Raw genomic sequence first — 21,408 nt, forward strand, 5'->3', positions numbered from 1 at the left:
TTACCCTTGTTGCTGCTGAAGCCATACCAGCAGGCCCTGACTGTTCAGATTGATATCAAACCCGAGCGCATCCTGCAGTTCATCCTCCGACAGGGCGACACCATGGTCGCGAGCCTTGGCAAACAGATAGTCCTGCATGGCAGATTCCAGTCGCGGCAGCAACGTAGCGTCATCGCCGGGAGCGGCGGCTTCTGCCAGCGCCACGTAATCATCCACCATCGCCAGCAAACGTTCGCCGGGCTCTTGGGGCGTATCCATGGCCCCATAATGAGTCAGGAACATGCGCCGGGGATTCAGCGCCAACAACTTGCGAATGGACGCTTTCAACGCCTGCGGATCGAATTGCACCGGCGTGGTGGTGGGCAAGATGAAAGGGCCTTGCTCGGTCGTCAGGGGCGGGTAAGACAGCCCAAAGGTATCACCGGTAAAAATACCGGCAGACAGGGAGTCATAGACACAGAAATGGTGGCGGGCATGGCCCGGGGTATCGTAAAAATCCAGGCGTCGCTCGCCGACCATCACGTGGTCCCCTTCATGCATTTCCCGCACGCGCTGCGCGTCCACAGGAATAATATCCCCATAGACTTTTGCAAAGGCCTCTTCACCGTATACCGCTGTGGCACCGGCCTTGAGTTTCGAAGGGTCAATCATGTGCCGGGCGCCACGGGGATGAACCAGTAAGGTTGCCGCCGGTAGCGCCTGCATCAAGCCACCCACACCGCCGGCATGATCAAGGTGCACATGGGTAGGGATAACAAATTTGACCTGTCCGCGCTCGATGCCCCGCTGCTCAAGCAAGGAAAGGATAATCGGCACGGTGTTATGGGTGCCCGTCTCGATGACGGCGTACTCGTCGCCCCCCTGTAGCAGATAACAGGCCGCCAGCCCTTCGCGCATCATGGCGGTGTCGATACGGGTAATGCTATGGCCGATATCGGCGTAGGGCTGGGATGACATGGCGCGACTCCTGGCGAATAAACAACAGCCACTGACTATAGTGGAGTTAGCGGCAAAGGTGCACTCGACACAAGTCCACGTTGACGTAAGAAGCATGATGGATGACGCATGACACATGTTTGATGTGTAGAGGCTTGCGTTATCCATGGCGCCACCTTGGCTGCCTCCCTAAACCAGCGCCAACGTCTCCCCCGTTAGACGGGATGCCAACTCGCTCGCCACAAACCGGGCACGAGCCGACAGTGGCCACTCCGCGCGATAAATCAGCCACAATGCATCGACCACACGCGGGCCCATTTCCACTACCCGAATTGCCTCCCCCGGGGCATAGGCTTCACGGGCGTAACGCGGAATCACGGTAAATCCAAAGCCACGCGCCACCGGCTCCAGAATCAAGCCGACCTGATTCACAAACCCCTTGCAGGCGATACTGCGAATACCCCGATTACCGGGAAACACCCGGCTTAGCAGACGCGATGCCATGGCGTGCCCATCCGGATGATCAATAAAGCCAAGGCTTTCAAGGTCTTCCCAGCTGTTAACTGTGGCCGTGGCGGGCACCACCAGGTCCAGCGGCTCATCGGCAAAGTGGCACGCCACCAGGCGCGGGTCATCCGGCTTGAGAGTAACCAGCCCCAACTCAAAGTGATTGTTGCGCACACCCTCCAGCACATCCTGATCCGGTGCAAAGCGATGGCGCACAGACAACCCCGGATAAGAGGCCTGCAAATCCAGCAGCAGCGGATACAACGACAGGCCAATGCTGCCCGGGGTGATCAGGCTGATTTCACCCTGCCTGTCGTCCGCCCCTGACAACCGCAAATTCAAGCGTTTTTCCGCCTGCTCCATATCATCGCAATAGCCCAGCAACGCCTGGCCTGCCGGGGTCAATTCAACCTGACGGGGACGGCGAATCAGCAACGGCCCCAGCTGCGCTTCCAGATGATGGATATGCTGGCTGACCGCCGCCTGCGTCAACCCCAGTTGGTCCGCCGTGCGCGTGAAGCTGCCACGCTCCGCCAGCACCACAAATGAACGCAACCATTGCGGATTCATCATAAGAAAACCTTATCAATATAATAAGCAGCACTCAGTTTAACTTATACCACGACACCCGTACGCTTTCCTCATGCTCGACAACAGCAATCACCATCAACCATGAGGAGCCCCCATGAGCCAGACTTACCCACGCAATTTTTCTCACATTGGTCTTTCCGTCACCGACCTGGACGCTGCCGTGCGTTTTTACACGGAGGTGCTCGGCTGGTATTTGATCATGCCCCCCACCACCATCAGCGAAGATGACAGTGCCGTCGGCGTCATGTGTACCGATGTGTTCGGTGCTGGCTGGACATCATTACGCATTGCCCACCTTTCCACTGGCGACCGTATCGGTGTGGAGATTTTTCAGTTCAACAATGCGGAAAAGCCGGAAAATAATTTTGAATACTGGAAAACCGGGGTCTTCCATTTCTGCGTGCAGGATCCGGACGTGGAAGGCCTGGCAGAGAAGATCGTTGCTGCCGGCGGCAAACAACGGATGCCCGTGCGAGAATATTTCCCGGGCGAAAAACCGTACCGCATGGTCTACATGGAAGACCCGTTCGGCAACATTCTGGAAATCTACAGCCACAGCTATGAGCTGACTTACTCGGCTGGGGCATACAGCTAGCGCCCATCCGGCGTCCAGCGGTTGCCAGGGCGGGATAATGCGACAAGTTCTGAAGCTGGCTGATCACTCAATGCCGCGACAAACCTAAAAAATGTATCGCGGCATTGAGGGAGTGACATGAACGGAGCAGTGTCTTTCCCTCATACCGCATTGCACAGAGAGCCTGGTGCCTGACGAACACCTTGGCGTCAGTCCTTGGCCAGCTGCAGAAGATCCCGCGCATAGGCGTTGATATCAAACGGCGTCTCGCCATCCATGGTCAGCGCCACATGGCTGGCCAGTACATCCGCCATTTTCTCCAGCGCGGCATCATGATCCAGACCATTCTTCGTCAATGCCATCATCACCATCCCCGCCTCACGGGGGTGACCATCCGCAATCTGGTTTTCCACGGCTTCAACCATTGCCTTCTGGGCAAATTCGTCTTCAGCCTGCTCCATTTCATTCATACCGACTCTCGCTTTGATGACTTTTCATTGCTGCCACAGGATCCGTGCCAGATTGGCTAACCAGTCTACCCTCGCTATACGCCACGGTATAACCTGCCTTTCCATCATCTCCGGCAACAAGGGACCTTCTTACATTGACCCGGGAAGTAATCCCGCCCCATGAAAACAGCAACCGTCAATCACTAACCGCCAAATGTGGGCCCATCTTCTGCCTGGCCGGGACTTTCTGCATCAGGGAGAAACCGGGCGACCAGCACGGTATTGGTCGACCAGATTCCGGGCCTGTTCCCGCTCCGCCTGGATTATCGCTTTCCAGCCATTGAGCCTGGGAGTCAGCTTGGTAACACCGATAAAATAAGCCAGATCACGATAGGCTGCGTACTGCTCCTCGCTGTACCAGATATCCGCCGTGATGTTCTGCGGAAAGGCATTGCGCTGGGCGGATTCACTGTCGTAATAGCGGGCCACATTGCAGGAGTAATGGGCCGCCCCCTCCCCCAGATCCGCTAGCGAAGTCAGGCAGGCCTGATCTGGCGGCACGGCCAGATTGTCAGCCAGCCTGTTTTCATCAAGCGACAGCTTCACATAAATGATCTGGCTTGGCTCTTGCCAGGGAAAACCGGTTGCTGTCAGCTCAAACACACCGGCGCCCTGGCGCTGAATATAATCACCAGCCAGGGGGCACGCGTCTTCGGCACACTTCAGCTCGATCCCCAAATTGGCATCCAGGTTGGCCCGAATACGTTTGAGCGATTCGAATTCATAGTCGGGGTCATGCTCGGCATCCACCACTACAATCCGCCGGGTACCGCGTTCAATCAGGGAATACAGGCCGAGGTTCTCGGCATGGCCGCCATCACTGATACGCAAGGTGGCGTGGTAATCCTCCGGCACAGCGAACTTCAGGGGGAAACCGCCCAGCAGCTTGTAGGTCCAGAACCAGACGTTCCCCATGGGCCCTTCCTGGGTGGCGGGGTTGCGCATCTCGTAGCCAAGATTCATGTTGGCCGCAGACACAAAAAAGTCCCCCAGCCCCCGCAACTGTCTGGCCCCCTCATCCACTGCCGCCCCGGATGTAGCCACCGCTTTCGAAAAGGAGATGGGGGCCAGCAGCTGTTGCTCTGGCTGGTAACTGGTATGGGCCGACCCCCATTGAACCGGTGAGAAGGTAAAGACACTTTTCTCCAGTGAGGCCATATCATAATTTTCGTCATCATCAATAAAACTGTACGGCCGGATCAGCTTGGTATTGATAATTGGCAGAGACAATGGCGGCACCGCTTGACCGGCATCGACCAGGGCATCCGCACAGCTGTTATAGGCCAGCGCAAACTCCCGCAGATGGCTAAAATGTAGCTCCTCTGTCTGGGAAGCCTTGCGCCAAAACAGCACGCTGCCATTTTGGGCGTTCATGAACTGATCCGGTTCATGCTCGAAGTAGTCAACGTACTCATCATGGTCGGCGTTGGGTGCCAGGCCGTAAGCCCGCTCCAGCCCTTTTCTATAGGCATTGGTAAACACCGAACCATTGATCAGTCGCAGATTCAGAAAACCATCCGTAACCCAGTAGAAAGGCAACGACACCACATGGGATGCAACCAACCCACCGCTCTCGAGGGCCTGTACGGCACCATTACTGGAATAGTTGATAATGTCAGACTGGGCCGCGATATGGCGCTGATAGGCGTCATCCGCCAGAATGCTGCCATCAGTTCGCGACAGAAAAAGCGGAGACAGATTGTCCACATTCTGCTCATCCTGGTGCTTGCTTGCCACCAGTTGACAAAACGGCGTGGCCGCCACATCGGCGGAACCCGCCATGCCTTTCAATACGTTGGCGTAATAATCCCGGTTAGTAGCGGGAAGTTTTTCTGCCAGGCTTCCATCCAGATTTTCCGCGTACATGGTCCCGTAGAAACGCTGCGACATCAGCCAGTAGGAGGTATAGCCACCACCGGAAACCGATGAAATGGCATCCGCTTCTTCCAATAAACCACTGTGATTGAGCGCCTTCAAAACGCCCATGGAAAACGAAGCCGAACGGGCCCCACCTCCTGACAACGCGATCGAAAAGGCATCCCTGGGATAAGGGGTTGCAGACGCCGTGTCATCAAGACAGCGCTGCAAGGCATCGGTGCGACCGCCGCCCTCGTAGCTTTTTACACCAAAGCGCAGTAGCAGCTCCTGACAGAAACGGCTGCGCAAATAACCTTGTTGATCCTCTGCGGTGACCGCCTTGTCCCCGGACACGCCGGTGATCCGGGATAACCGGTCCGGAGTTTCATGTGTGGCGCAGCCGGATAAGACCGCATACAGCATTCCGCCCAGCAGGCAGGCCGTGAAGTTCCTTTTCATGGTGTCCTTCCCCGTTTTATATTTTTCTTACAGAAGTATGCTCCTCCTGAAGGCAGCAAATAAAGGTGGCAGACCAAGACGATTGGGAGGCGATCAGAGCCAAGAGCAACACCTGCGCCGAGAAGACAGCTATCTCGGTATGCCTCATGAGGAGTGCGCAGAGAACAATCCAGCGGGCACCACGGCTACGCAGGCAAGGCGCTGTCAGCAAACCACTGCAGGATAGCCTCGCGCTGACGCTTACTGTGAGGGTGGGCCAACAACCCTTCCACCAGAAAAGTGCCCACTGTGGCCAGCATGGTCGCGCGCTCCTGCGCCACACCGTCCGCTTTCAGGGTATGGATCACCGCCGCCTCCACAAAGCGGTGAAACTGGTCATGCCATTCCCGGATCACCGCGGACTGTTCCAGCCGGGCATGCACCGTGGTGACCAGTTCGCGGCTCTGTTCGAATTCCCGCAACGCCCAGGCCATCTTGTCCTTCAAGGGTTCATCCACGATGGTCGGCAGGTGAACGAGGGTCTGCGACATCTGCCGGTTGAGTACAGCCACCAACAGTTCATCCTTGCTGGCGTAATACCAGTACAGGGTATTCGGGGCGACCCCAAGCTCCCTGGCAATACGGCTCATGGACGTACCATCGTAGCCCAGTGACAAGAACAGCCTGGCTGCTGTGCTCTCCAGTTCGTCCTGCTTTACCTTCAGATCAATATCGCGCTTATTCTTGGCCAAGGGGCCTTCTCCCACAGTCGGTCCGGTCATCTTGTATGGTATTCAAGAATGCTAGTCTTTGCTCTTGAATGCCATACAAGACAACTGGAGCCCGACCATGGATACCCTGCGACATAGCCCCCAGGACCTGACCTGTGACAGCCAGCGAACCGGTTTTTACTCTGGCGGGACCTGGTGTGCAGCCACCCTGCACCGGCCAGCGAAGGCCACGGCAGAAACACTGCCAGCTATCCTAATGCTGCACGGCTGGGGCGGGATTCAGGATGCGCTAACGGTGTCCTACTATGAGGAATTTACCCGCGCTGGCTACGCGGTGATGACCTTTGATTATCGCGGCTGGGGCGATAGTGCCGGCCTGCCGCGACACGTAATTTCTGCCCGCCAGCGGGTAGCCGACGGCGACGCCGCCCTGGCCTTCTTGAAAAGCCTCCCGGGCATCGATCCCCGTCGCATCGTGCTGTGGGGTTCGTCGTTTGGTGGCGGCCACGTGGTGGAGCTGGCCGCCGAACACCCGGAACTGGCCGGGGCTATTGCCCAGGTTCCCATGCTCGATGGCATGGCCGCGGTGCGCGCCGTCCCCTTGCCACGACTGCTGCGCTTTGGACTCTACGCCACGGCCGACCTGCTCAAGCCGGGCCAGCCGATCTACCTGCCCGTGGTCAGCGAACCCGGGGCGTTTTCCTCCATGGACCGGGACGATGCCGGCAAGGCACTGCAGCTGGCCGAAACCAGCATCGGCCGTCGCTACGACAACCGCGTGGCGGCCCGCTCCATGATGACCATGGGGCCCTACCGACCTTTCAAGCGTCTCAAAGATATCCGCATTTCCACCCTGTTGCTGGGCGCCAGCCAGGATTCTGTTGCCCCCTTTGTGGAAAGCGCCATCCGCGGCGTCAACAATCCCAACCTGACCATCGCCAGCATTGACGCCAACCACTTCGAGCCCTATTTCGAGCCGACATTCAGCGGCGTGATCCGCCAGCAACTGCTGTTTTTGGAAGGACTGAACGGTTTTGACAAACCGGCGCAAAGGAAGAGTGCCTGAACGTCATGGGCTGTTATTCTCCATTCTCTTACGGATGCGTGCCCCTTCTTTCCGTTTTTCCTTTTCTTTAATACATCCATCCCGCCACGGGTTTCCCGTGGCAGACAGTCACCCCATTACACCCTGCCACCATCTGTAACGAACACGGCTCCTGCGCATCGAAGCAATAACTGAACACGCGCAAAGGCTCGTTATGCGTTCATTTTTTTGTCTGGCTCTGCTGCTGCTTTCTGCACCGCTGTATGCCGACAGCACACCATTGATCCTGAACAGCGGCGAAAAGAAGGTGTCTCTGATTGAGCTTTTCACCTCGGAAGGATGTAGCAGCTGCCCTCCCGCTGATCGCTTCCTGGCCTCACTGGGAGAGCAGGAGGAGGCGTTCACAACCTTTATCCCACTGGCGTTTCATGTGGACTACTGGGATTACATCGGCTGGGCCGATCCCTATGCCAGCCCGGATTACAGTAACCGCCAGCGGCGCTATGCCCAGCTGCACGAATCCGGTCGCGTCTACACGCCCGGCTTCTTTATCAATGGCAAGGAATGGCGCGGCTTCTTCCAGCGCAACCGCCACTGGCAGCGCGCGCTGTCTCATGAAGAAGTGGGAGATCTGTCCATTCGCTATGCCAACCATACCCTCCACGCCACTTTCAACGGCGCCCTGCCTGATAACGCCAACCTGAACGTGGCCTGGATTGGCTCCGGCCTGCAGTCCTCGATCCGTCGAGGCGAAAACAGGGGAAAAACCCTGAAGCATGATTTCGTGGTGCTGCACTGGAGTCATCAGCCAATGCCAACGGCCTCGCTAACGCTGCCACTTCCCGCTCCCCCCGATAAAGGGCAGGAACAAACAGGGCTGGTGGTCTGGATCAGTCAACTCACCGACCCACATCCCGTACAAGCTGTGGGCGGCTTTCTTTCGCAAAAAAATAATTCAACGTCTTCCCCGGAGTCACCATGATCACTATTCGACAAGCCCCGCTTGGCACATTGAAACGCTTTTCCTGTCTGCTTTTTCTTATGAGTGCCAGTACTGCCGTTTCAGCAGCTCCCACGGCCATCAATACCCCGCTATCACGGGCACCGCTGGACGACACCAGCCACTTCGGCATCGGCGCCACCACCTCGACAACCGAACGCCCCTTTGTTGGCGTCGACAGCCAGGACGAAGGACTTCCTTATTTCTCCATTCGTTATAAGCGCTTTAGCGTGGAAGGCCTTGATGCGGGGCTGGATCTTTTCAAAAACGATAACAGCGTCTTTGGGCTGCTGCTGACACCCCGCTTTTATGAAGTGAAATCCAGCTTTGCCGATGACGGTGAACTCAATGGCATTGATACCACCCACCGCACCGTCTTTGCCGGCGTATCCTATCAATACCAACATGCGCTGTTTCAGGTAGCCGCCAACGCCCTGAAAGACGTCGGCGGGGAAAGCGATGGCACCGAAGCAAATCTGACCGTCAGCCGGGGGTTCAACTGGGGAGACTTCACCATCGCGCCATCATTGGGGCTGGTATGGCAGGACGGCCGACTGGTCGAACATTTCTACGGTGTGGCGGATGACGAAACAGCGCCGGGGCGCCCCGCTTATGGCGAGCACAGTTCATTGAACTATCAGGCGGCCCTGACCGGAATCTGGACGCCGGGAAAGCACTGGCACCTGTTGGCGGTGGTAAAAGAGGACTATCTCGGTGAGGGCATTACAGACAGCCCGATCATCGATGAGCGATCACTGACGTCAGTGGCAGTGGGCGCGGTATTTTATTTCTGGTGACAAGGCCGGGAAAGCCAGCATTAGCACTCAAGAAAACACCCGACAATGACACTACAGGCGGCGTCGCGACCATTGCATGAGCAAAGGGCGCGGGTCGCTCACCGGCCCCACCCATTGCACCGGCTCAGCGTCGGCCAGCGAGCCGACACAAAGCATGCACTCGCCTTCCGGGGGCGCCGAACTTTCCACATAGCGCACGGTATGCCGAGCGCCTCCACGGTTACTGGAATACTGCATTCTGCGGGATCGTTCTTTTCTATCCATACTCACCACCCTGGTGACATCAATGTACGCTTGCTGCTCAACGCCAGAACCATCACGGCTTTCCGAACCGGCCCGCACCCGCAGACCCGCGCGCTTTTTCTCCCTTCTTCCTGGCCAACGCCACCGTCATCAGGCGCCGAAACTGTGGGCACTCCAGGTGGCTGGGGGCCTGACACTTTGCCGCATGCCGCAGCCCGTCCCGCATGGCAGACAACCGGCGAATTGTGACGTCCAGCGAATCCGCCCGGTCGACCAGGGTTTGACGATCAATCTGTGGCTCGCCACGGGCATCAAACATGGCGCCGATTTCATCGAGTGAAAACCCCGCCGACCGGCCCAGCGCAATCAACGCCAGTTGATCCAGCACCACAGGCGCGAACAGGCGTTTTATCCCCCGCCGGCCCGTGGACATGATCAATCCTTTCTCTTCGTAATAGCGCAGGGTCGATGCAGGCAATCCAGCACGCTGCGCCACTTCTGAAATATCCAGCACGGCCTTGACCTCAAGTTGACTTGAAGAAGTACGTTACCACCACACTCTCAACGAGGCACCTGAAATGGCCACTACCACCACCTGTTTTCTCGCTGTCCTGATCACCGGAATCACCGCCACCCTGGTCATGGATGGCTGGAGCGTACTACGCCAACGGGCCTTCGCCATTGCCGCCCCTAACTACGGGCTGGTCGGGCGCTGGATACTGCATATGCGCCACGGCCAATTCCGGCACAACCCGATCACTCAATCTCCACCGGTAGCAGGAGAAACCGTCAGCGGATGGCTGGCGCACTACCTGATCGGCATTGTCTTTGCGAGCCTGCTACTGGCCACGGGAAGGCAGGCATGGATCGACCACCCTACTGCCGGGCTACCCATCCTGATCGGCCTGGTTACCGTGGCGGCCCCTTTCCTGCTCATGCAGCCGGGCATGGGGGCCGGCATCGCCGCCTCGCGCACCCCGGCACCGAACAAGGCCCGGCTGCAAAGCCTGCTCAACCATGGCGTGTTCGGCGTGGGTCTGTATATCGGCGGCTGGGCCAGCCACTTCATCCTGTACTAGGGAGCCCTGACAGGAAGAAAGCAAAAACGCGCGGGAAAATGCGATAATGGCCACCGAGACAGACAGCAACGACCACGCCCCACCAACGGTGATACGCCATGACCACACTACTGCTGAATTTGCGCCAGGTACCGGACGACGAGGCCGAGGAAGTGCGCACTCTGTTGAATGAGCAGCAGATCCCGTTCTACGAAACGACACCGAGCTTGTGGGGCATTTCTTCGGGGGGCATCTGGCTCACCAACCCGACAGACCGTGAGCGCGCCAAGGCGTTAATGGAAGACTATCAGCAGCAACGCACCCGGCGGGAAAGGGAACGCTTCGAGGAAGCCCAGCGGGATGGCACCGCGCCAACGTTGGGCGGCCGCTTGCGCGATCAGCCCGGCCGCGCGCTGGGTGTGCTGATCGCCGTCACGATATTAATATTGGTGACACTGGTGCCCTTTTTGACGCTGGGGGAATACTGACGCTGGTAAATGGCCCCAACGCCTGCCGACTGACTCAGGCGGAAAAATAATCCTGCATCCAGGTAAATAACGTCTCCGCACTCACCTCGGCCAGATCCATGCGCTGAAAATCCTCGCCGGCGTCCTCATCAATAGTGCCAAATTGATAAAGAAGCACACCGGGCTGCTCATCATGCAGTATCAGAACAATGCGTCCCCGCGTCTGCAGGCAATCAATGGTCATGGCATCGGCAGGAATACCCACATCACGCATGCCACGGCGCACACCCACCACTGGATTAATATGCTCGTAGGTCTGCTGGATGCGCGTATGCGCTTCGGTGATCATATCGGACAAGGCTTCAAGGGCGGCTTCTGACATTGGGGGCTCCTGGCACGTTAGCGGCACAGGGTAGCAAATTGCGCGAAGACACCACTACCGGCCACCACGCCGCCACCGATAGAGAGGAACGCCCTTACAATAAAAGCTCGCCCTCGATCGGAATAAACCGGCTGGCAGCGCGAGCCAATGAATCCGCGGTCAGTGGCGCGACGCCATAGACGTCCACATGCTTGCCCTTGCCCACCCGCAACTTATCCACCAAAAGATCGAAATCACCGTCCCCGGAAACCAGCACCACGCGGTCCACCTCCGCAGCATATTCCAGCGCATCAATGGCGATACCCACATCCCAGTCGCCTTTGGCGGAACCATCGGAGCGCTGAATAAACGGTTTTAGTTTCACTTCGAAACCGATGACACGAAGAATATTCTGGAATTCACGCTGTTTTTTATCGCCCCGATCGATGGCATAAGCGATGGCTTTTACCACCTGTCCCTCTGACGTCACGCTGGACCAGAACGTGTTGTAATCGAATCGGCGGTTAAAGGCCTGCCGTGTTGTGTAGTACACGTTCTGCACGTCTACCAGTATTAAAACTGTTTTCATCGGGCTCCCGGTTTCACTCAATCGCTTGTCATTAATGTGTACAGACTGGGCAATAAAAACCTCAACCCTCAATCAGCCAGGCTGTCATTTTTTCTGCCAGCGCATCCAGTATGCCTTCCGGGTCCATGGCTGGCGGGGCCACCAGCACCAGGTGCATCAGCGTGCCGGCAACGGAAGTGGTCATCAGGTACAAGGTGTGCTGCTGGGCGTTCAGGGAATATTGCTCCCGCGTATAATCCAGCCCTGCCATCAGAACCTGCTGTAATTCGATTTCCAACTGCCGGGTGGCTGGCAACTGGTGCAAGTAAGGCACCTGGAAAACCAACACCCGCAATAACTCTCGATGCTTGCGCATTAGCCGGTAAATCGCGCCCAGAAAATATCGCATGGCGCTGTTTAAGTCATTGCGGCTGTCTGTCAGCGCCAGCCGACCTTCCAGCATCGCCCTGACCTCTGCCACCATGTCCTGCACCAACCTGGCCACAATGGCATCCTTGCCGGGAAAGTACTCATACACCGAACCAATGCTGACCCCCGCCACTTCCGCAATGGCATTGGTGCTCAAGCCAGCGTATCCCCGGCTTTCCAAAATCCGAGCACATGCCTGCACCATCGCCTGAACCGAGGCTTTCGAGCGGGCCTGCCTGGGCTCTTTTTTGACAGTAAAATCAGAGACTTTCCAGCGAACCTGCCCCATACAACGCTACACCTTGCCAGCAGAGAAACCCGAGTATTTCCGAGTATATGCTCAGGTTACACTGGATGTATTCGCTCATTCCATGGATCCAGTCGAGACCCCATCATGTCCAATGCCGTGAAATTCAGAACCCCCAAAGTCCTGCCTTATGTAAACAGGCTCCGGGATCACTGGGCCTGGCATCTCAAGCGTGCCGTGGCGCCGGGCAAAGCATTGCAACAGCGGGTCAACGGCAAGGTGATTCTGCTCACCGGCGCCAGCTCCGGCATCGGCGCCCTGGTGGCAGACAAGCTGGCTGACGCCGGCGCCACTGTGCTGCTGGTGGCCCGCAATCAGGAGAAACTGGAGGCGATTGCCCACGCCATCCATCAACGGGGCGGCCAGGCGTTCGTGTACCCCGGCGACCTGTCCAATATGGAAGAATGCGACCGCCTCTGCGAACAGGCCCTGCAAGACCATGGCCGGGTGGACGTGCTGATCAACAATGCCGGGCGCTCCATTCGCCGTTCCATCAAGTTCACCGTGGGACGCTTTCACGATTACGAACGGACCATGCAGCTCAACTATCTGGCCTCCATCCGGCTGGCCATGAATCTGCTGCCGGGCATGGAAGCGCGCAACGAAGGCCATATCATCAACGTGTCCACCGTGGGCGTGCAGGCTAACCCGGCGCGATTTTCCGCCTACCTGGCGTCAAAGTGGGCATTGGAAGGCTGGACCTGGGTGGCCGCCAATGAATACGCTCACACCAAGGTGCGCTTTTCCTCACTGAATTATCCGCTGGTGCGCACCCCTATGATTGCACCGACCAAAATCTACAAATACATGCCGGTCATGTCGCCGGAAACCGCTGTGAACTGGATGCTGGACATGGTCGTGACCCAAGACAAACGCAAGCTGGGCGTGTTCGGGAAGGGCGCACTTGCCATGTACTACCTGCTGCCAAAAACATCAGAATCCATCGTCAATTTTAGTTATCAGAGCCTCTATGAAGAGCCGCCCGCCAATTATGTTTCCAGCAAAGTGCGGGCAGGGACTGTGGCCAATACCGCCACCGCCGACAGCACAAAAAAACGCCGCGCATAAGCGCGGCGTTTTTCTACCCCCAGCAGACACTTCACCGAGACGAGCAGCCATTCTCCGCTGCTACCCCTCCTGCAAACGCTCCAGCAATTCATCAATGTCGGCTTTGAGTTCTTTATCTTCAATCTTGTTGGCGCTGACTTTGGCATCCGTCAGGCTCTGAATCGCCGCATCGGTTTTCCCCAATTCAACCTGCAACGTCGCCATGGAAAACGCGATTGATGAAAGATAGTCCTTCGCGTTCATATCACGGGCTTTGCCCAGCGCCTTTTCGTACAGGCTCAACGCCACGTCCAGCTCTTCAGTGAAGTCAGCCAGGGTTTCCCATTGCTCAGGGTGATCTTTATCGGTTTTTTCGTTGTCGACACACACCGCCTTCAGCTGGGCATACAACGACTCAAAATTGTCTTTACGCCCTTTTCTGTCAGCCTCCATCAGCTGCTCAGCCAGACCGTAAACCGCCTTGTGCATCTTGGTATTAATCATTATGACTCCACTACCATCAACAAACCCCGTTCAGGCGGCTCAACTTACCTGTCCTGGGCTGACAAAAACAGTGCTCACTGCCACATAACGCTCTGTAGGCAGAGAGCATTCAGTAACGCCGGCTAAGTCTTTCGAGGGTCGATCAATATCTTGGCGTGCTGCTCCGGATTACCTAATGCCGTGAAGGCCTCATCCACACCGGCCAAGCCGACAGTTCCCGTAATCAACGGGTCCACATTGACCTTACCCTCGGCGATCATATGCAGGGCATCACGGAATTCAATAGGCATGTAACCCAGCACGAAACGCAGATCAATTTCCTTGTTGATGGCATTCACCGGCACAAAGTTGTCGGTCTTCATGCACACCCCCACCACCACCACACACGAACGCAGCGGCGCCTCGGCGATGATGCTGTTAATAACACCTGGCACGCCCACACATTCAAAAATCACCGGGCGTTTGGGCTCGGTCACCCCGGCCACTTCCGCCGCTCGCCACAGGGGCTCCCAGGGCAACGGCGTCATGCGCAGCATGGCCATGCCATCCAGGGCCATGTCGAACAGCTGCGGCGCATTGACCACAAAGCCCCGCTTGGCCAGGCCCTCATAGGGACTACCCTGGGACGGATCTACCACCACATGCGCCCCCATGGCCTGGGCCAGTTTGCGCCGTGTGGGGGAATAATCGCTGGCCACAATATGCCGCACGCCCTTGGCTTTCAGCATGGCAATCACACCTAGCCCAATGGGGCCGCAGCCAATCACAATCGCCGTATCCCGGCGACTGATCCCGGAGCGATTCACCGCATGCAAGGACACCGCCATGGGTTCGGTCAGCGCCGCATGATCGTCAGAAATGCCGTTGGTGACCGGGAACGCCAGCGATTCCTCCACCACCACTTGCTCTGCATATGCACCCGGTGCCGCCGTCGACAGCCCGGTCAGGTGAGCAACGCCATTGCCCCGCCTCATCGGCATGGCCACAATGCGCCGCCCACCCTTCCAGCGGCGATGGGTCTTGGGACCGTAATCCGCAATCTCCCCCACAAACTCATGCCCCAGCACCACATGCTCATGGCTGCGCATGATATGCGGATAACCAACACGCTCGGTGGCCTCTGCCAGCTCATCCGCGTGATGGCGCGCATGCAGGTCCGACCCGCAAATACCGCAACGCAGCACGTTAAGCAGAATCTGGCCCTTACCAGGTGCCGGGTCTGCCAGGTCCTGAACCTCAAATTCACCGTGATGACATACAACTGCTTTCATGGCCTTTCCCCTCACCGTCTGCGTTAACGTCAGCTAGCAGTTTCACTATGCCACAAGACAATAACAGGTCGGGCGGAGCCATTTTTATTTCGACGAGAGAGGACAGGGATTGTTGAAAACAGGTCAGGCAGATCATGCCCGCCCTGTTACCTCACCAGTGGCGCCGCAGGGCGTCAGACGCTGAATACACACTCAGCCCTGTCACCGCCACAAGAATCAGTCCCATCCCCAGAACCTGACTGGCGGCCAGCGCCTCCTGCAAAACCACCACCCCGAACAAGGATGCGGTTACCGGCTCCACCATGGCCACAATGGAGGCTACCGCCGGCGCGGTGTGATTCAGGCCAACAACATAGAGCACAAACGACAACCCCGCCCCCAGCACCCCCAGGCAGGCAAACAAGGGCCACTCTGCCGAACGCGCCGCCGCCATCACCTCACCGGTTTGTGCAGGCCACACCAGCACCACCACCAGCACGCTGAACGCAATGGAGAGAATCGCCTGGGGGCTGCCATGGGGCGCCGCATACTTGAAACCGAAAATAAAAACCGCGTAACACAAACCCGACAGCAAACCGGCCACCACCCCCAACACGGTGACACCCGCGTCATCCACATTATGGATCCGCGTTAGCAGAACAATGCCCAGCATGACCACCATAATGGCGACCCACTTTACCGTAGATGGACGCTCCAGCCGGAGCGCAAAGGAGAGCAGATAGACAAAGACCGACGCGCTGTACATCAGCGTTGCCGCCACGGCCACGCCACCGTGGGAAATGCTCAAGAAATAGAACGCAAAATTCCCGGCCACCCCCAAGCCAGCCACCACCGACCAGCCCCATAACCGGCGATCACCAAGGCCATGATTCAGCGGCCGACAGCACAGCCAGGCCAACACAAACAGCAACCCGATGGCACCACGATAAAACGCCACCAGAAACACACCCCATCCCGCCTCCATCAGCATGCTGCCAATGCCGCCAGAGAGCCCCCAACAAAGTGCCGCCAGAATCACCAGGATTGTAGAGATGCGCGTCATCGGTCCTCCTGCTGCTGGCACCTGGTTTGTGCCAGAGAACAACACAGCGAGCCGAGCAAGCCCGCCGCCCCACTCCATCGCAGAAAAGCGTGTCATGCAACCCGGGGAGCCGATGATGGAGCTGGGGAACCTGGAGAATAGTGAGGTAAGAGGGCAACAGGAAAGGAGCGTAGCGTCGCGAGATCCGGCGCGAGATCCGGGACACGCATAAATTTACGCATAAATTTATAGTCATACCATAATGCAGGCTCAAGCGAACCAAGTACGCTGCCCCGACACCCAGCAACGCCCTGTCGCCTCGGCAAAAGCCTTTACTTTAGTCAGTGCCCCCAGAGCCACAGGGCGGCGCTGCTTTCTGGGTTTCATATGGCGAAGCCAGGCTTGCTGATCAATGCCAAGCCTCTCAAGCACATCCGCCGCGTGACCAGAAATCGCCCCACGCTTATCCGCCCGCACAACTCGCCCTGTAGCATCCACGAGCTGGAGGTATCCATCAACCGAAATCGACACAACGATTCAGCATCGTCATTTTCAACATCACCTGACTCAACAAATGGCAAAAGCCTAGGTTTATTAGGAACCTTGTTCCCGGCTACCACCTCCTCACTACGTTGCTGCACAGAAGTGTAATCAGAGCTTTCCGGAGTCGTGGCCATGGACGCTCTAACGGGGTTCAAATCCACATAGGCCATGCAGCTGAGTAGCGCCTGCTCATCCAACAAGGCCTGACACTTATAAAGGCTTTCCCAGAACCGGCCCTTGCAGCAATCTTCCTCATTGGCACGACGGGCCAGATATTCGTTCAGGCATTTCATAAACCAGCCAAGGTCGAACAATCGCTCGCGCCAGTCGGCGACGATCTCCAGCGCTTTCATCGTTTCCGCCTCACTGGTTTCGTCTCTCAACCAAAGTTTAACCAGTAAGTGTCCAGAGAACAGCTGCATCCAACGTTCCGCCACCTCCCTGTCCGGCCAGTCCGCAGCACGCTCACGATCCACTTTCAGCACCACATGATAGTGATTCGACATCACCGCATAAGCACACAAATCAATCGCGAATACTTCGACCAGTACCGTCAAACGCTCCACCACCCACTCGCGGCGATGCTCATAGTCCTGCCCGGAATAATGGTCCTTGCCACACAGAAAAGCCCGCCGCACACAGCGACAGATGCAGTGGTAATACGGGGTTTCATCAAGAGACACTTGAGAATAACGCGCTCGAGTCATGGCAGCCTCCTTGCTTTCCATGACTCCAAGACTAGCGACGAGAGTAGGGACTAACTATCAGCGATCACACGAGGAACACGTAAGAAATGCTCTCATTCATGCGTGTCCCTTATTTTTTTTCCAAAGGTCCCTAAATTAAATGATTTTACTCTTAACCAGCTCAATCTTCCTATCATATTCCTCTTTTGACAACACTCCCTTTCTCAATAAAACATCGAGATTATCCAAATCTTTCATGGCACTCTTCTTATCAAAATATTTTATTACCCGAGAAAGAAAAATGACAATAAAGCTGGCAATACCATAAATGAATCCCGCAGCCATTAAAAACTCGCCCACATCATCTATAAAGCCACCAAAATTCACATCCAGGATTGCACCAAAAGAAAACGCTACCCCACCAATAAGTGGATACTTAATCAGACTATCCATAAAAAACCTTTTTATTAAAATAAGTGAAATTTCCAACTGCCACGATAACAGATCATATTTAAACCATACATGGATTACAGAGCCATTTAACGCCATGCTCAACCGCCGCGAAAGCGGTCGGATTGCAGCTTATTGCTATGTGCACATCCCTGCTTAACGCACTCCAATTCATGCGTGTCCTTTTTTTATAATCCTAAATGAAAAAGCCGCCAAACCGGCGGCTTTTACGCCCCAAGCAAACACCAACTTAATAATGCCTGCGAAGGGTGAGTTGTGACTTGATTATTAGATAGTCTTCATAGCGGGTCAAATCGCCCACCTCACCGCTACAATTCCGCAGTCTTCTCCCTAGAAAACACCCCATAAAGACTCGGCAACACCAACAAGGTCAACGCCGTGGCCGACACCAACCCACCCACAATCACCACCGCCAGTGGCCGCTGCACCTCACTGCCTACTCCCGTCGCCAGCAACATGGGAATCAGCCCCAGCATGGAAGTGAGTGCGGTCATCAGTACCGGACGCAGGCGGGAGACGGCGCCTTCGAAGATCGCCGTCTCCAGGGCTTCGCCATCGCGCAGGCGATGATTGATGGCTTCCACCATGACCACCCCATTGAGTACCGCCACCCCGAACAGGGTGATAAAGCCCACGGAGCTGGGCACGGACAGGTACTGGCCGCTGAGGGCCAGGGCGAGGATGCCGCCGATGAGGGCCAGTGGCACGTTGACCAGGATGAGGACAGCCTGGGCCACGGAGCCGAAGGCGAAGTAGAGCAGCAGGGCAATCAGGCCCACAGCCACGGGTACCACCATGGCCAGACGTTGCTGGGCGCGCTGCTGGTTTTCGTACTGGCCGCCGATGTCCACGCTGTAGCCGGCGGGCAGGTCGACTTCGCTGTCGATGGCCTGCTGGATGTCGGCCACCACTGAGCCCATGTCACGACCGGCCACATTGGCCTGGATGACCACGCGGCGTTGCACGTCGTCGCGGCTGATCTGGGGCGGGCCGGAGACCAGGGAGACGTCCGCCACATCCATGAGCCGCACCCAGGCACCGTCGGCGGCTTTGAGGCGCAGGTTGCGAATGGCTTCGGCGTCCTTGCGGGCGTTCTGCTCCAGGCGCACGTAGATGTCGTAGCGCTCGTTGCCATTGATCACCTGCCCGGCGCTGCCGCCGCCCAGGCCATTGCTGACCAGATCCATGACCTGATCCACGCTCAATCCATAGCGGCTGAGGGCGTTGCGGTCCGGAGTGACGACCAGTTGGGCTTCACCGGCGATCTGTTCCAGTTGCACGTCGGTGGCGCCGTCGACTTCCTTGACGGCCTGGGTGATGGCTTCGCCTTTTTCCTGGAGCACATTAAGATCCGGGCCAAACAGTTTGATGGCTAGCTGAGCTTTGACGCCGGAGAGCAGTTCGTCCACGCGCATGGCGATGGGCTGGGAAAAGTTGAGCAACAGGCCGGGATGTTTTTCCAGTTTCTTCTGGATCTTTTCCTGTAGCTCCAGGCGATTGCTGGCGCTCTCCCATTCATCTACAGGCTTGAGACCGATATAGATTTCCACGTTGCTCACCGGTTCCGGGTCGCCACCGATTTCGGCACGCCCTACCCGGCTAAGCGCGTAGGTGACTTCCGGGAAGGTCATGATTTCCTTCTCCAGTTTTTGCCCCACGTCCAACGCAGTATCGAGGCTGGAGGATGGGGCCAGCGTTACGCGTAACGCCAACGTCCCCTCTTCCAGCACCGGCACAAATTCAGTGCCAATAAACGGCGTGGTGGCCAGTGCCAGGGCAAACAAACCCACCGCGCCACCGACCACCACTTTACGGGCCTGCATGGCTTTGCCCAGCAGGGTGCGATAGCGGGCTTCCAGCCAGCGCATCAGCTTGTTGGGCTTTTCTTCCACGCCATTGCGGAACAGGAACCCGGCCAGTGCCGGCACCACGATCAGCGCCACCAGTACGGCGGCGGTCATGGCGAGCATGATGCTGATGGCCATGGGCACGAACATTTTCGCTTCCACCCCTTCGAAGGCGAACAGGGGCAGGAACACCACCAGGATAATGCTGGCGGCGAAGAACACCGGCCGCGCCACTTCCTGGGCGGCGTCTTTTACTCTCAAGGCGATGCCGCCTTGTTGATCGTGACCGCCCTCTTTCTGGCTCAGGTGTTTGAAGATGTTTTCCACCATCACCACGGAGCCATCCACCAGCATGCCGATGGCCACGGCCAGACCACCCAGCGACATCAGGTTGGCGGACATGCCCAGGCTTGCCATCGCCAACAAGGCCAGACCAATGGAAAGCGGAATGGACAGCAACACCAACGCCGTGGCCCGCAGGTTCATCAGGAACAGGGCCAGCACGATGACGATAAACACGAAGGCCAGCAGCAAGGCGGTGACCACGGTGCTGACGGCTTTTTCCACCAGATCGGCCTGGTCGTAGAACACCTCGAACTGCACACCGTCCGGCAGGGCCTGCTGGATGCGCGCTTCACGAGCCTTGATGCCATCGATGGTGGCCTTGGTATTGGCGCCCATGCGCTTGAGCACGATGCCGGCTACCACTTCACCCAAGGCTTCCGGTTCGCCGTTAGCATCGCGGCGGGTCATGGTAAGGGCGCCCTGTCGAATCTCGCCGCCGAATCCCACCTTGGCCACATCGCTGACGCGCACCTGGGTGCCATCCACTTCTTTCAACGGAATGGCGCCAATGTCATTGAGACCCTGCTCGCCGCTGCCGACCCAGCCCATGCCGCGAATCACCAATTGCTCGGCGCCGCGATCCAGATACCAGCCACCGGCGTTGCGGTTGTTGGCGGCGATGGCATCCATGACCTGTTGCAGGCTCAGGTCGTAGGCCAGCAACCGGGTGGGGTTCACGTTGACCTGATACTGGCGCACTTCACCGCCATAGCTGAGCACATCGGTGACGCCACCCACCGGCATGAGCAGCAGTTTCACCACCCAATCGTTGAGGCTGCGCAACTGCATGGCATCCACATTGGAGCCGGGCTCGGCGGTGAGCAGGTATTGATAGACCTGACCCAGGCCGGAGGTGTTGGGGCCCATTTCCGGGGTGCCGACGCCGTCGGGAATATCCTCCCGTGCCGCCTGCAAGCGTTCGAACACCAGCTGGCGGGCGAAGTAGATATCGGTGCCTTCCTCGAACACCACGGTGACGATGGACAGGCCGGTCTTGGAGATGGAGCGTACCTCGGCCACCTGGGGCAGCGCGTACATCACCGCCTCGATGGGATAGGTGATCAGCTGCTCCACTTCTTCCGCGGCCAGGCCTTCGGCCTCGGTATTCACCTGTACCTGGACGTTGGTTACATCCGGGAAGGCATCCAGCTTCAGGTTGGGTAATTGCCAGCCGATCACGCCAATGGTGATGACCAGTAACAGCAACACAATGAGGCGGTTGTTCACCGCCCAATCGACAAGTCGATTAAACATG

General features: G+C 57.4%; 23 protein-coding genes. 7 read left to right on the plus strand and 16 right to left on the minus strand.

Annotated elements, in window-relative coordinates:
• Positions 1-957 (minus strand): MBL fold metallo-hydrolase, encoded by a 957-nt coding sequence (locus F1529_RS16160; RefSeq protein ID WP_155136402.1) that lies wholly within the window; start codon positions 955-957, stop codon positions 1-3.
• A gap of 168 nt (positions 958-1,125) precedes the next feature.
• Entirely contained in the window at positions 1,126-2,016 is an 891-nt protein-coding gene (locus tag F1529_RS16165) for a LysR family transcriptional regulator (RefSeq protein ID WP_155136405.1), read from the minus strand.
• Between the two features lie 112 nt (positions 2,017-2,128).
• Here F1529_RS16165 and F1529_RS16170 point away from each other — a divergent pair, with 112 nt between their 5' ends.
• On the plus strand, positions 2,129-2,629 hold the full coding sequence (locus tag F1529_RS16170) for a lactoylglutathione lyase family protein (protein ID WP_007150956.1): 501 nt from the start codon (positions 2,129-2,131) through the stop codon (positions 2,627-2,629).
• Positions 2,630-2,817: 188 nt separating this feature from the next.
• Here the strand turns inward: F1529_RS16170 and F1529_RS16175 are convergent, their stop codons facing one another.
• The 3 genes from F1529_RS16175 to F1529_RS16185 all read right to left on the minus strand — a co-directional run bounded on the left by F1529_RS16175 (position 2,818) and on the right by F1529_RS16185 (position 6,164).
• Positions 2,818-3,078 (minus strand): hypothetical protein, encoded by a 261-nt coding sequence (locus tag F1529_RS16175; protein WP_007149947.1) that lies wholly within the window; start codon positions 3,076-3,078, stop codon positions 2,818-2,820.
• Positions 3,079-3,309: 231 nt separating this feature from the next.
• A complete protein-coding gene (locus F1529_RS16180) occupies positions 3,310-5,433 on the minus strand; it encodes a patatin-like phospholipase family protein (protein WP_155136408.1) in 2,124 nt (707 codons plus the stop codon).
• Positions 5,434-5,618: 185 nt separating this feature from the next.
• Complete coding sequence (locus tag F1529_RS16185) at positions 5,619-6,164, minus strand: TetR/AcrR family transcriptional regulator (RefSeq protein ID WP_007150516.1); 546 nt, start codon at positions 6,162-6,164, stop codon at positions 5,619-5,621.
• Between the two features lie 97 nt (positions 6,165-6,261).
• On the opposite strand from F1529_RS16185, the gene F1529_RS16190 reads away from it, so the two are divergent.
• From F1529_RS16190 to F1529_RS16200, 3 genes are all read left to right on the plus strand, one after another.
• Positions 6,262-7,209, plus strand: coding sequence for an alpha/beta hydrolase (locus F1529_RS16190; protein WP_155136411.1), 948 nt, complete (start codon positions 6,262-6,264; stop codon positions 7,207-7,209).
• A 193-nt stretch (positions 7,210-7,402) separates the two neighbouring features.
• Positions 7,403-8,170, plus strand: coding sequence for a DUF1223 domain-containing protein (locus F1529_RS16195; RefSeq protein WP_155136414.1), 768 nt, complete (start codon positions 7,403-7,405; stop codon positions 8,168-8,170).
• A complete protein-coding gene (locus F1529_RS16200) occupies positions 8,167-8,985 on the plus strand; it encodes a MipA/OmpV family protein (protein WP_155136417.1) in 819 nt (272 codons plus the stop codon). Before F1529_RS16195 ends, F1529_RS16200 begins: the two co-directional genes overlap by 4 nt.
• Positions 8,986-9,036: 51 nt before the next feature.
• Here F1529_RS16200 and F1529_RS16205 read toward each other — a convergent pair whose 3' ends face one another.
• Both F1529_RS16205 and F1529_RS16210 read right to left on the minus strand, forming a co-directional pair.
• A complete protein-coding gene (locus F1529_RS16205; protein WP_155136420.1) occupies positions 9,037-9,249 on the minus strand; it encodes a hypothetical protein in 213 nt (70 codons plus the stop codon).
• A gap of 52 nt (positions 9,250-9,301) precedes the next feature.
• Entirely contained in the window at positions 9,302-9,742 is a 441-nt protein-coding gene (locus F1529_RS16210; protein WP_370457059.1) for a helix-turn-helix domain-containing protein, read from the minus strand.
• A gap of 64 nt (positions 9,743-9,806) precedes the next feature.
• On the opposite strand from F1529_RS16210, the gene F1529_RS16215 reads away from it, so the two are divergent.
• Both F1529_RS16215 and F1529_RS16220 read left to right on the plus strand, forming a co-directional pair.
• Positions 9,807-10,307: a DUF2938 domain-containing protein gene (locus F1529_RS16215; RefSeq protein WP_155136423.1), complete on the plus strand. Its 501-nt coding sequence runs from the start codon at positions 9,807-9,809 to the stop codon at positions 10,305-10,307.
• A gap of 98 nt (positions 10,308-10,405) precedes the next feature.
• Positions 10,406-10,774, plus strand: a complete 369-nt coding sequence (locus F1529_RS16220; RefSeq protein ID WP_155136426.1) for a DUF6164 family protein — start codon at positions 10,406-10,408, stop codon at positions 10,772-10,774.
• A 34-nt stretch (positions 10,775-10,808) separates the two neighbouring features.
• Here F1529_RS16220 and F1529_RS16225 read toward each other — a convergent pair whose 3' ends face one another.
• The 3 genes from F1529_RS16225 to F1529_RS16235 form a co-directional block, all read right to left on the minus strand.
• On the minus strand, positions 10,809-11,135 hold the full coding sequence (locus tag F1529_RS16225) for a hypothetical protein (protein WP_155136429.1): 327 nt from the start codon (positions 11,133-11,135) through the stop codon (positions 10,809-10,811).
• Positions 11,136-11,229: 94 nt separating this feature from the next.
• A complete protein-coding gene (locus F1529_RS16230; RefSeq protein WP_155136431.1) occupies positions 11,230-11,703 on the minus strand; it encodes an NYN domain-containing protein in 474 nt (157 codons plus the stop codon).
• Between the two features lie 61 nt (positions 11,704-11,764).
• Positions 11,765-12,316 (minus strand): TetR/AcrR family transcriptional regulator, encoded by a 552-nt coding sequence (locus F1529_RS16235; RefSeq protein WP_255446692.1) that lies wholly within the window; start codon positions 12,314-12,316, stop codon positions 11,765-11,767.
• 189 nt (positions 12,317-12,505) lie between these two features.
• On the opposite strand from F1529_RS16235, the gene F1529_RS16240 reads away from it, so the two are divergent.
• The gene (locus tag F1529_RS16240; RefSeq protein ID WP_155136437.1) at positions 12,506-13,486 is read left to right on the plus strand and encodes an SDR family NAD(P)-dependent oxidoreductase; all 981 of its coding nucleotides are present in this window, start codon (positions 12,506-12,508) and stop codon (positions 13,484-13,486) included.
• Positions 13,487-13,546: 60 nt separating this feature from the next.
• Here F1529_RS16240 and F1529_RS16245 read toward each other — a convergent pair whose 3' ends face one another.
• The 6 genes from F1529_RS16245 to F1529_RS16270 form a co-directional block, all read right to left on the minus strand.
• On the minus strand, positions 13,547-13,969 hold the full coding sequence (locus F1529_RS16245; protein WP_155136440.1) for a tetratricopeptide repeat protein: 423 nt from the start codon (positions 13,967-13,969) through the stop codon (positions 13,547-13,549).
• Positions 13,970-14,091: 122 nt separating this feature from the next.
• Complete coding sequence (locus F1529_RS16250) at positions 14,092-15,240, minus strand: zinc-binding dehydrogenase (protein ID WP_155136443.1); 1,149 nt, start codon at positions 15,238-15,240, stop codon at positions 14,092-14,094.
• Positions 15,241-15,391: 151 nt separating this feature from the next.
• Entirely contained in the window at positions 15,392-16,282 is an 891-nt protein-coding gene (locus F1529_RS16255) for a DMT family transporter (RefSeq protein ID WP_155136446.1), read from the minus strand.
• Positions 16,283-16,644: 362 nt separating this feature from the next.
• Positions 16,645-17,511: a transposase gene (locus F1529_RS16260; protein ID WP_230457822.1), complete on the minus strand. Its 867-nt coding sequence runs from the start codon at positions 17,509-17,511 to the stop codon at positions 16,645-16,647.
• Between the two features lie 135 nt (positions 17,512-17,646).
• Positions 17,647-17,943 carry a hypothetical protein gene (locus F1529_RS16265; RefSeq protein WP_155136449.1) on the minus strand — a complete coding sequence of 99 codons (297 nt, stop codon included), beginning with the start codon at positions 17,941-17,943 and terminating at the stop codon, positions 17,647-17,649.
• A gap of 326 nt (positions 17,944-18,269) precedes the next feature.
• Positions 18,270-21,407, minus strand: a complete 3,138-nt coding sequence (locus F1529_RS16270; protein ID WP_155136452.1) for an efflux RND transporter permease subunit — start codon at positions 21,405-21,407, stop codon at positions 18,270-18,272.
• Position 21,408 lies beyond the last annotated feature (1 nt).

Source organism: Alcanivorax sp. VBW004 (assembly GCF_009718865.1).
Lineage (GTDB): Bacteria > Pseudomonadota > Gammaproteobacteria > Pseudomonadales > Alcanivoracaceae > Alcanivorax.

Coding starts and splice junctions, on each gene's coding strand:
- F1529_RS16165 (WP_155136405.1), bottom strand. CDS start 2,016: ATGATGAATCCGCAATGGTTGCGTTCATTTGTGGTGCTGGCGGAGCGT.
- F1529_RS16220 (WP_155136426.1), top strand. CDS start 10,406: ATGACCACACTACTGCTGAATTTGCGCCAGGTACCGGACGACGAGGCC.
- F1529_RS16160 (WP_155136402.1), bottom strand. CDS start 957: ATGTCATCCCAGCCCTACGCCGATATCGGCCATAGCATTACCCGTATC.
- F1529_RS16190 (WP_155136411.1), top strand. CDS start 6,262: ATGGATACCCTGCGACATAGCCCCCAGGACCTGACCTGTGACAGCCAG.
- F1529_RS16245 (WP_155136440.1), bottom strand. CDS start 13,969: ATGATTAATACCAAGATGCACAAGGCGGTTTACGGTCTGGCTGAGCAG.
- F1529_RS16250 (WP_155136443.1), bottom strand. CDS start 15,240: ATGAAAGCAGTTGTATGTCATCACGGTGAATTTGAGGTTCAGGACCTG.
- F1529_RS16235 (WP_255446692.1), bottom strand. CDS start 12,316: ATGGTGCAGGCATGTGCTCGGATTTTGGAAAGCCGGGGATACGCTGGC.
- F1529_RS16265 (WP_155136449.1), bottom strand. CDS start 17,943: ATGGATAGTCTGATTAAGTATCCACTTATTGGTGGGGTAGCGTTTTCT.
- F1529_RS16200 (WP_155136417.1), top strand. CDS start 8,167: ATGATCACTATTCGACAAGCCCCGCTTGGCACATTGAAACGCTTTTCC.
- F1529_RS16270 (WP_155136452.1), bottom strand. CDS start 21,407: ATGTTTAATCGACTTGTCGATTGGGCGGTGAACAACCGCCTCATTGTG.
- F1529_RS16225 (WP_155136429.1), bottom strand. CDS start 11,135: ATGTCAGAAGCCGCCCTTGAAGCCTTGTCCGATATGATCACCGAAGCG.
- F1529_RS16205 (WP_155136420.1), bottom strand. CDS start 9,249: ATGGATAGAAAAGAACGATCCCGCAGAATGCAGTATTCCAGTAACCGT.
- F1529_RS16260 (WP_230457822.1), bottom strand. CDS start 17,511: ATGACTCGAGCGCGTTATTCTCAAGTGTCTCTTGATGAAACCCCGTAT.
- F1529_RS16170 (WP_007150956.1), top strand. CDS start 2,129: ATGAGCCAGACTTACCCACGCAATTTTTCTCACATTGGTCTTTCCGTC.
- F1529_RS16230 (WP_155136431.1), bottom strand. CDS start 11,703: ATGAAAACAGTTTTAATACTGGTAGACGTGCAGAACGTGTACTACACA.
- F1529_RS16175 (WP_007149947.1), bottom strand. CDS start 3,078: ATGAATGAAATGGAGCAGGCTGAAGACGAATTTGCCCAGAAGGCAATG.
- F1529_RS16240 (WP_155136437.1), top strand. CDS start 12,506: ATGTCCAATGCCGTGAAATTCAGAACCCCCAAAGTCCTGCCTTATGTA.
- F1529_RS16195 (WP_155136414.1), top strand. CDS start 7,403: ATGCGTTCATTTTTTTGTCTGGCTCTGCTGCTGCTTTCTGCACCGCTG.
- F1529_RS16180 (WP_155136408.1), bottom strand. CDS start 5,433: ATGAAAAGGAACTTCACGGCCTGCCTGCTGGGCGGAATGCTGTATGCG.
- F1529_RS16255 (WP_155136446.1), bottom strand. CDS start 16,282: ATGACGCGCATCTCTACAATCCTGGTGATTCTGGCGGCACTTTGTTGG.
- F1529_RS16215 (WP_155136423.1), top strand. CDS start 9,807: ATGGCCACTACCACCACCTGTTTTCTCGCTGTCCTGATCACCGGAATC.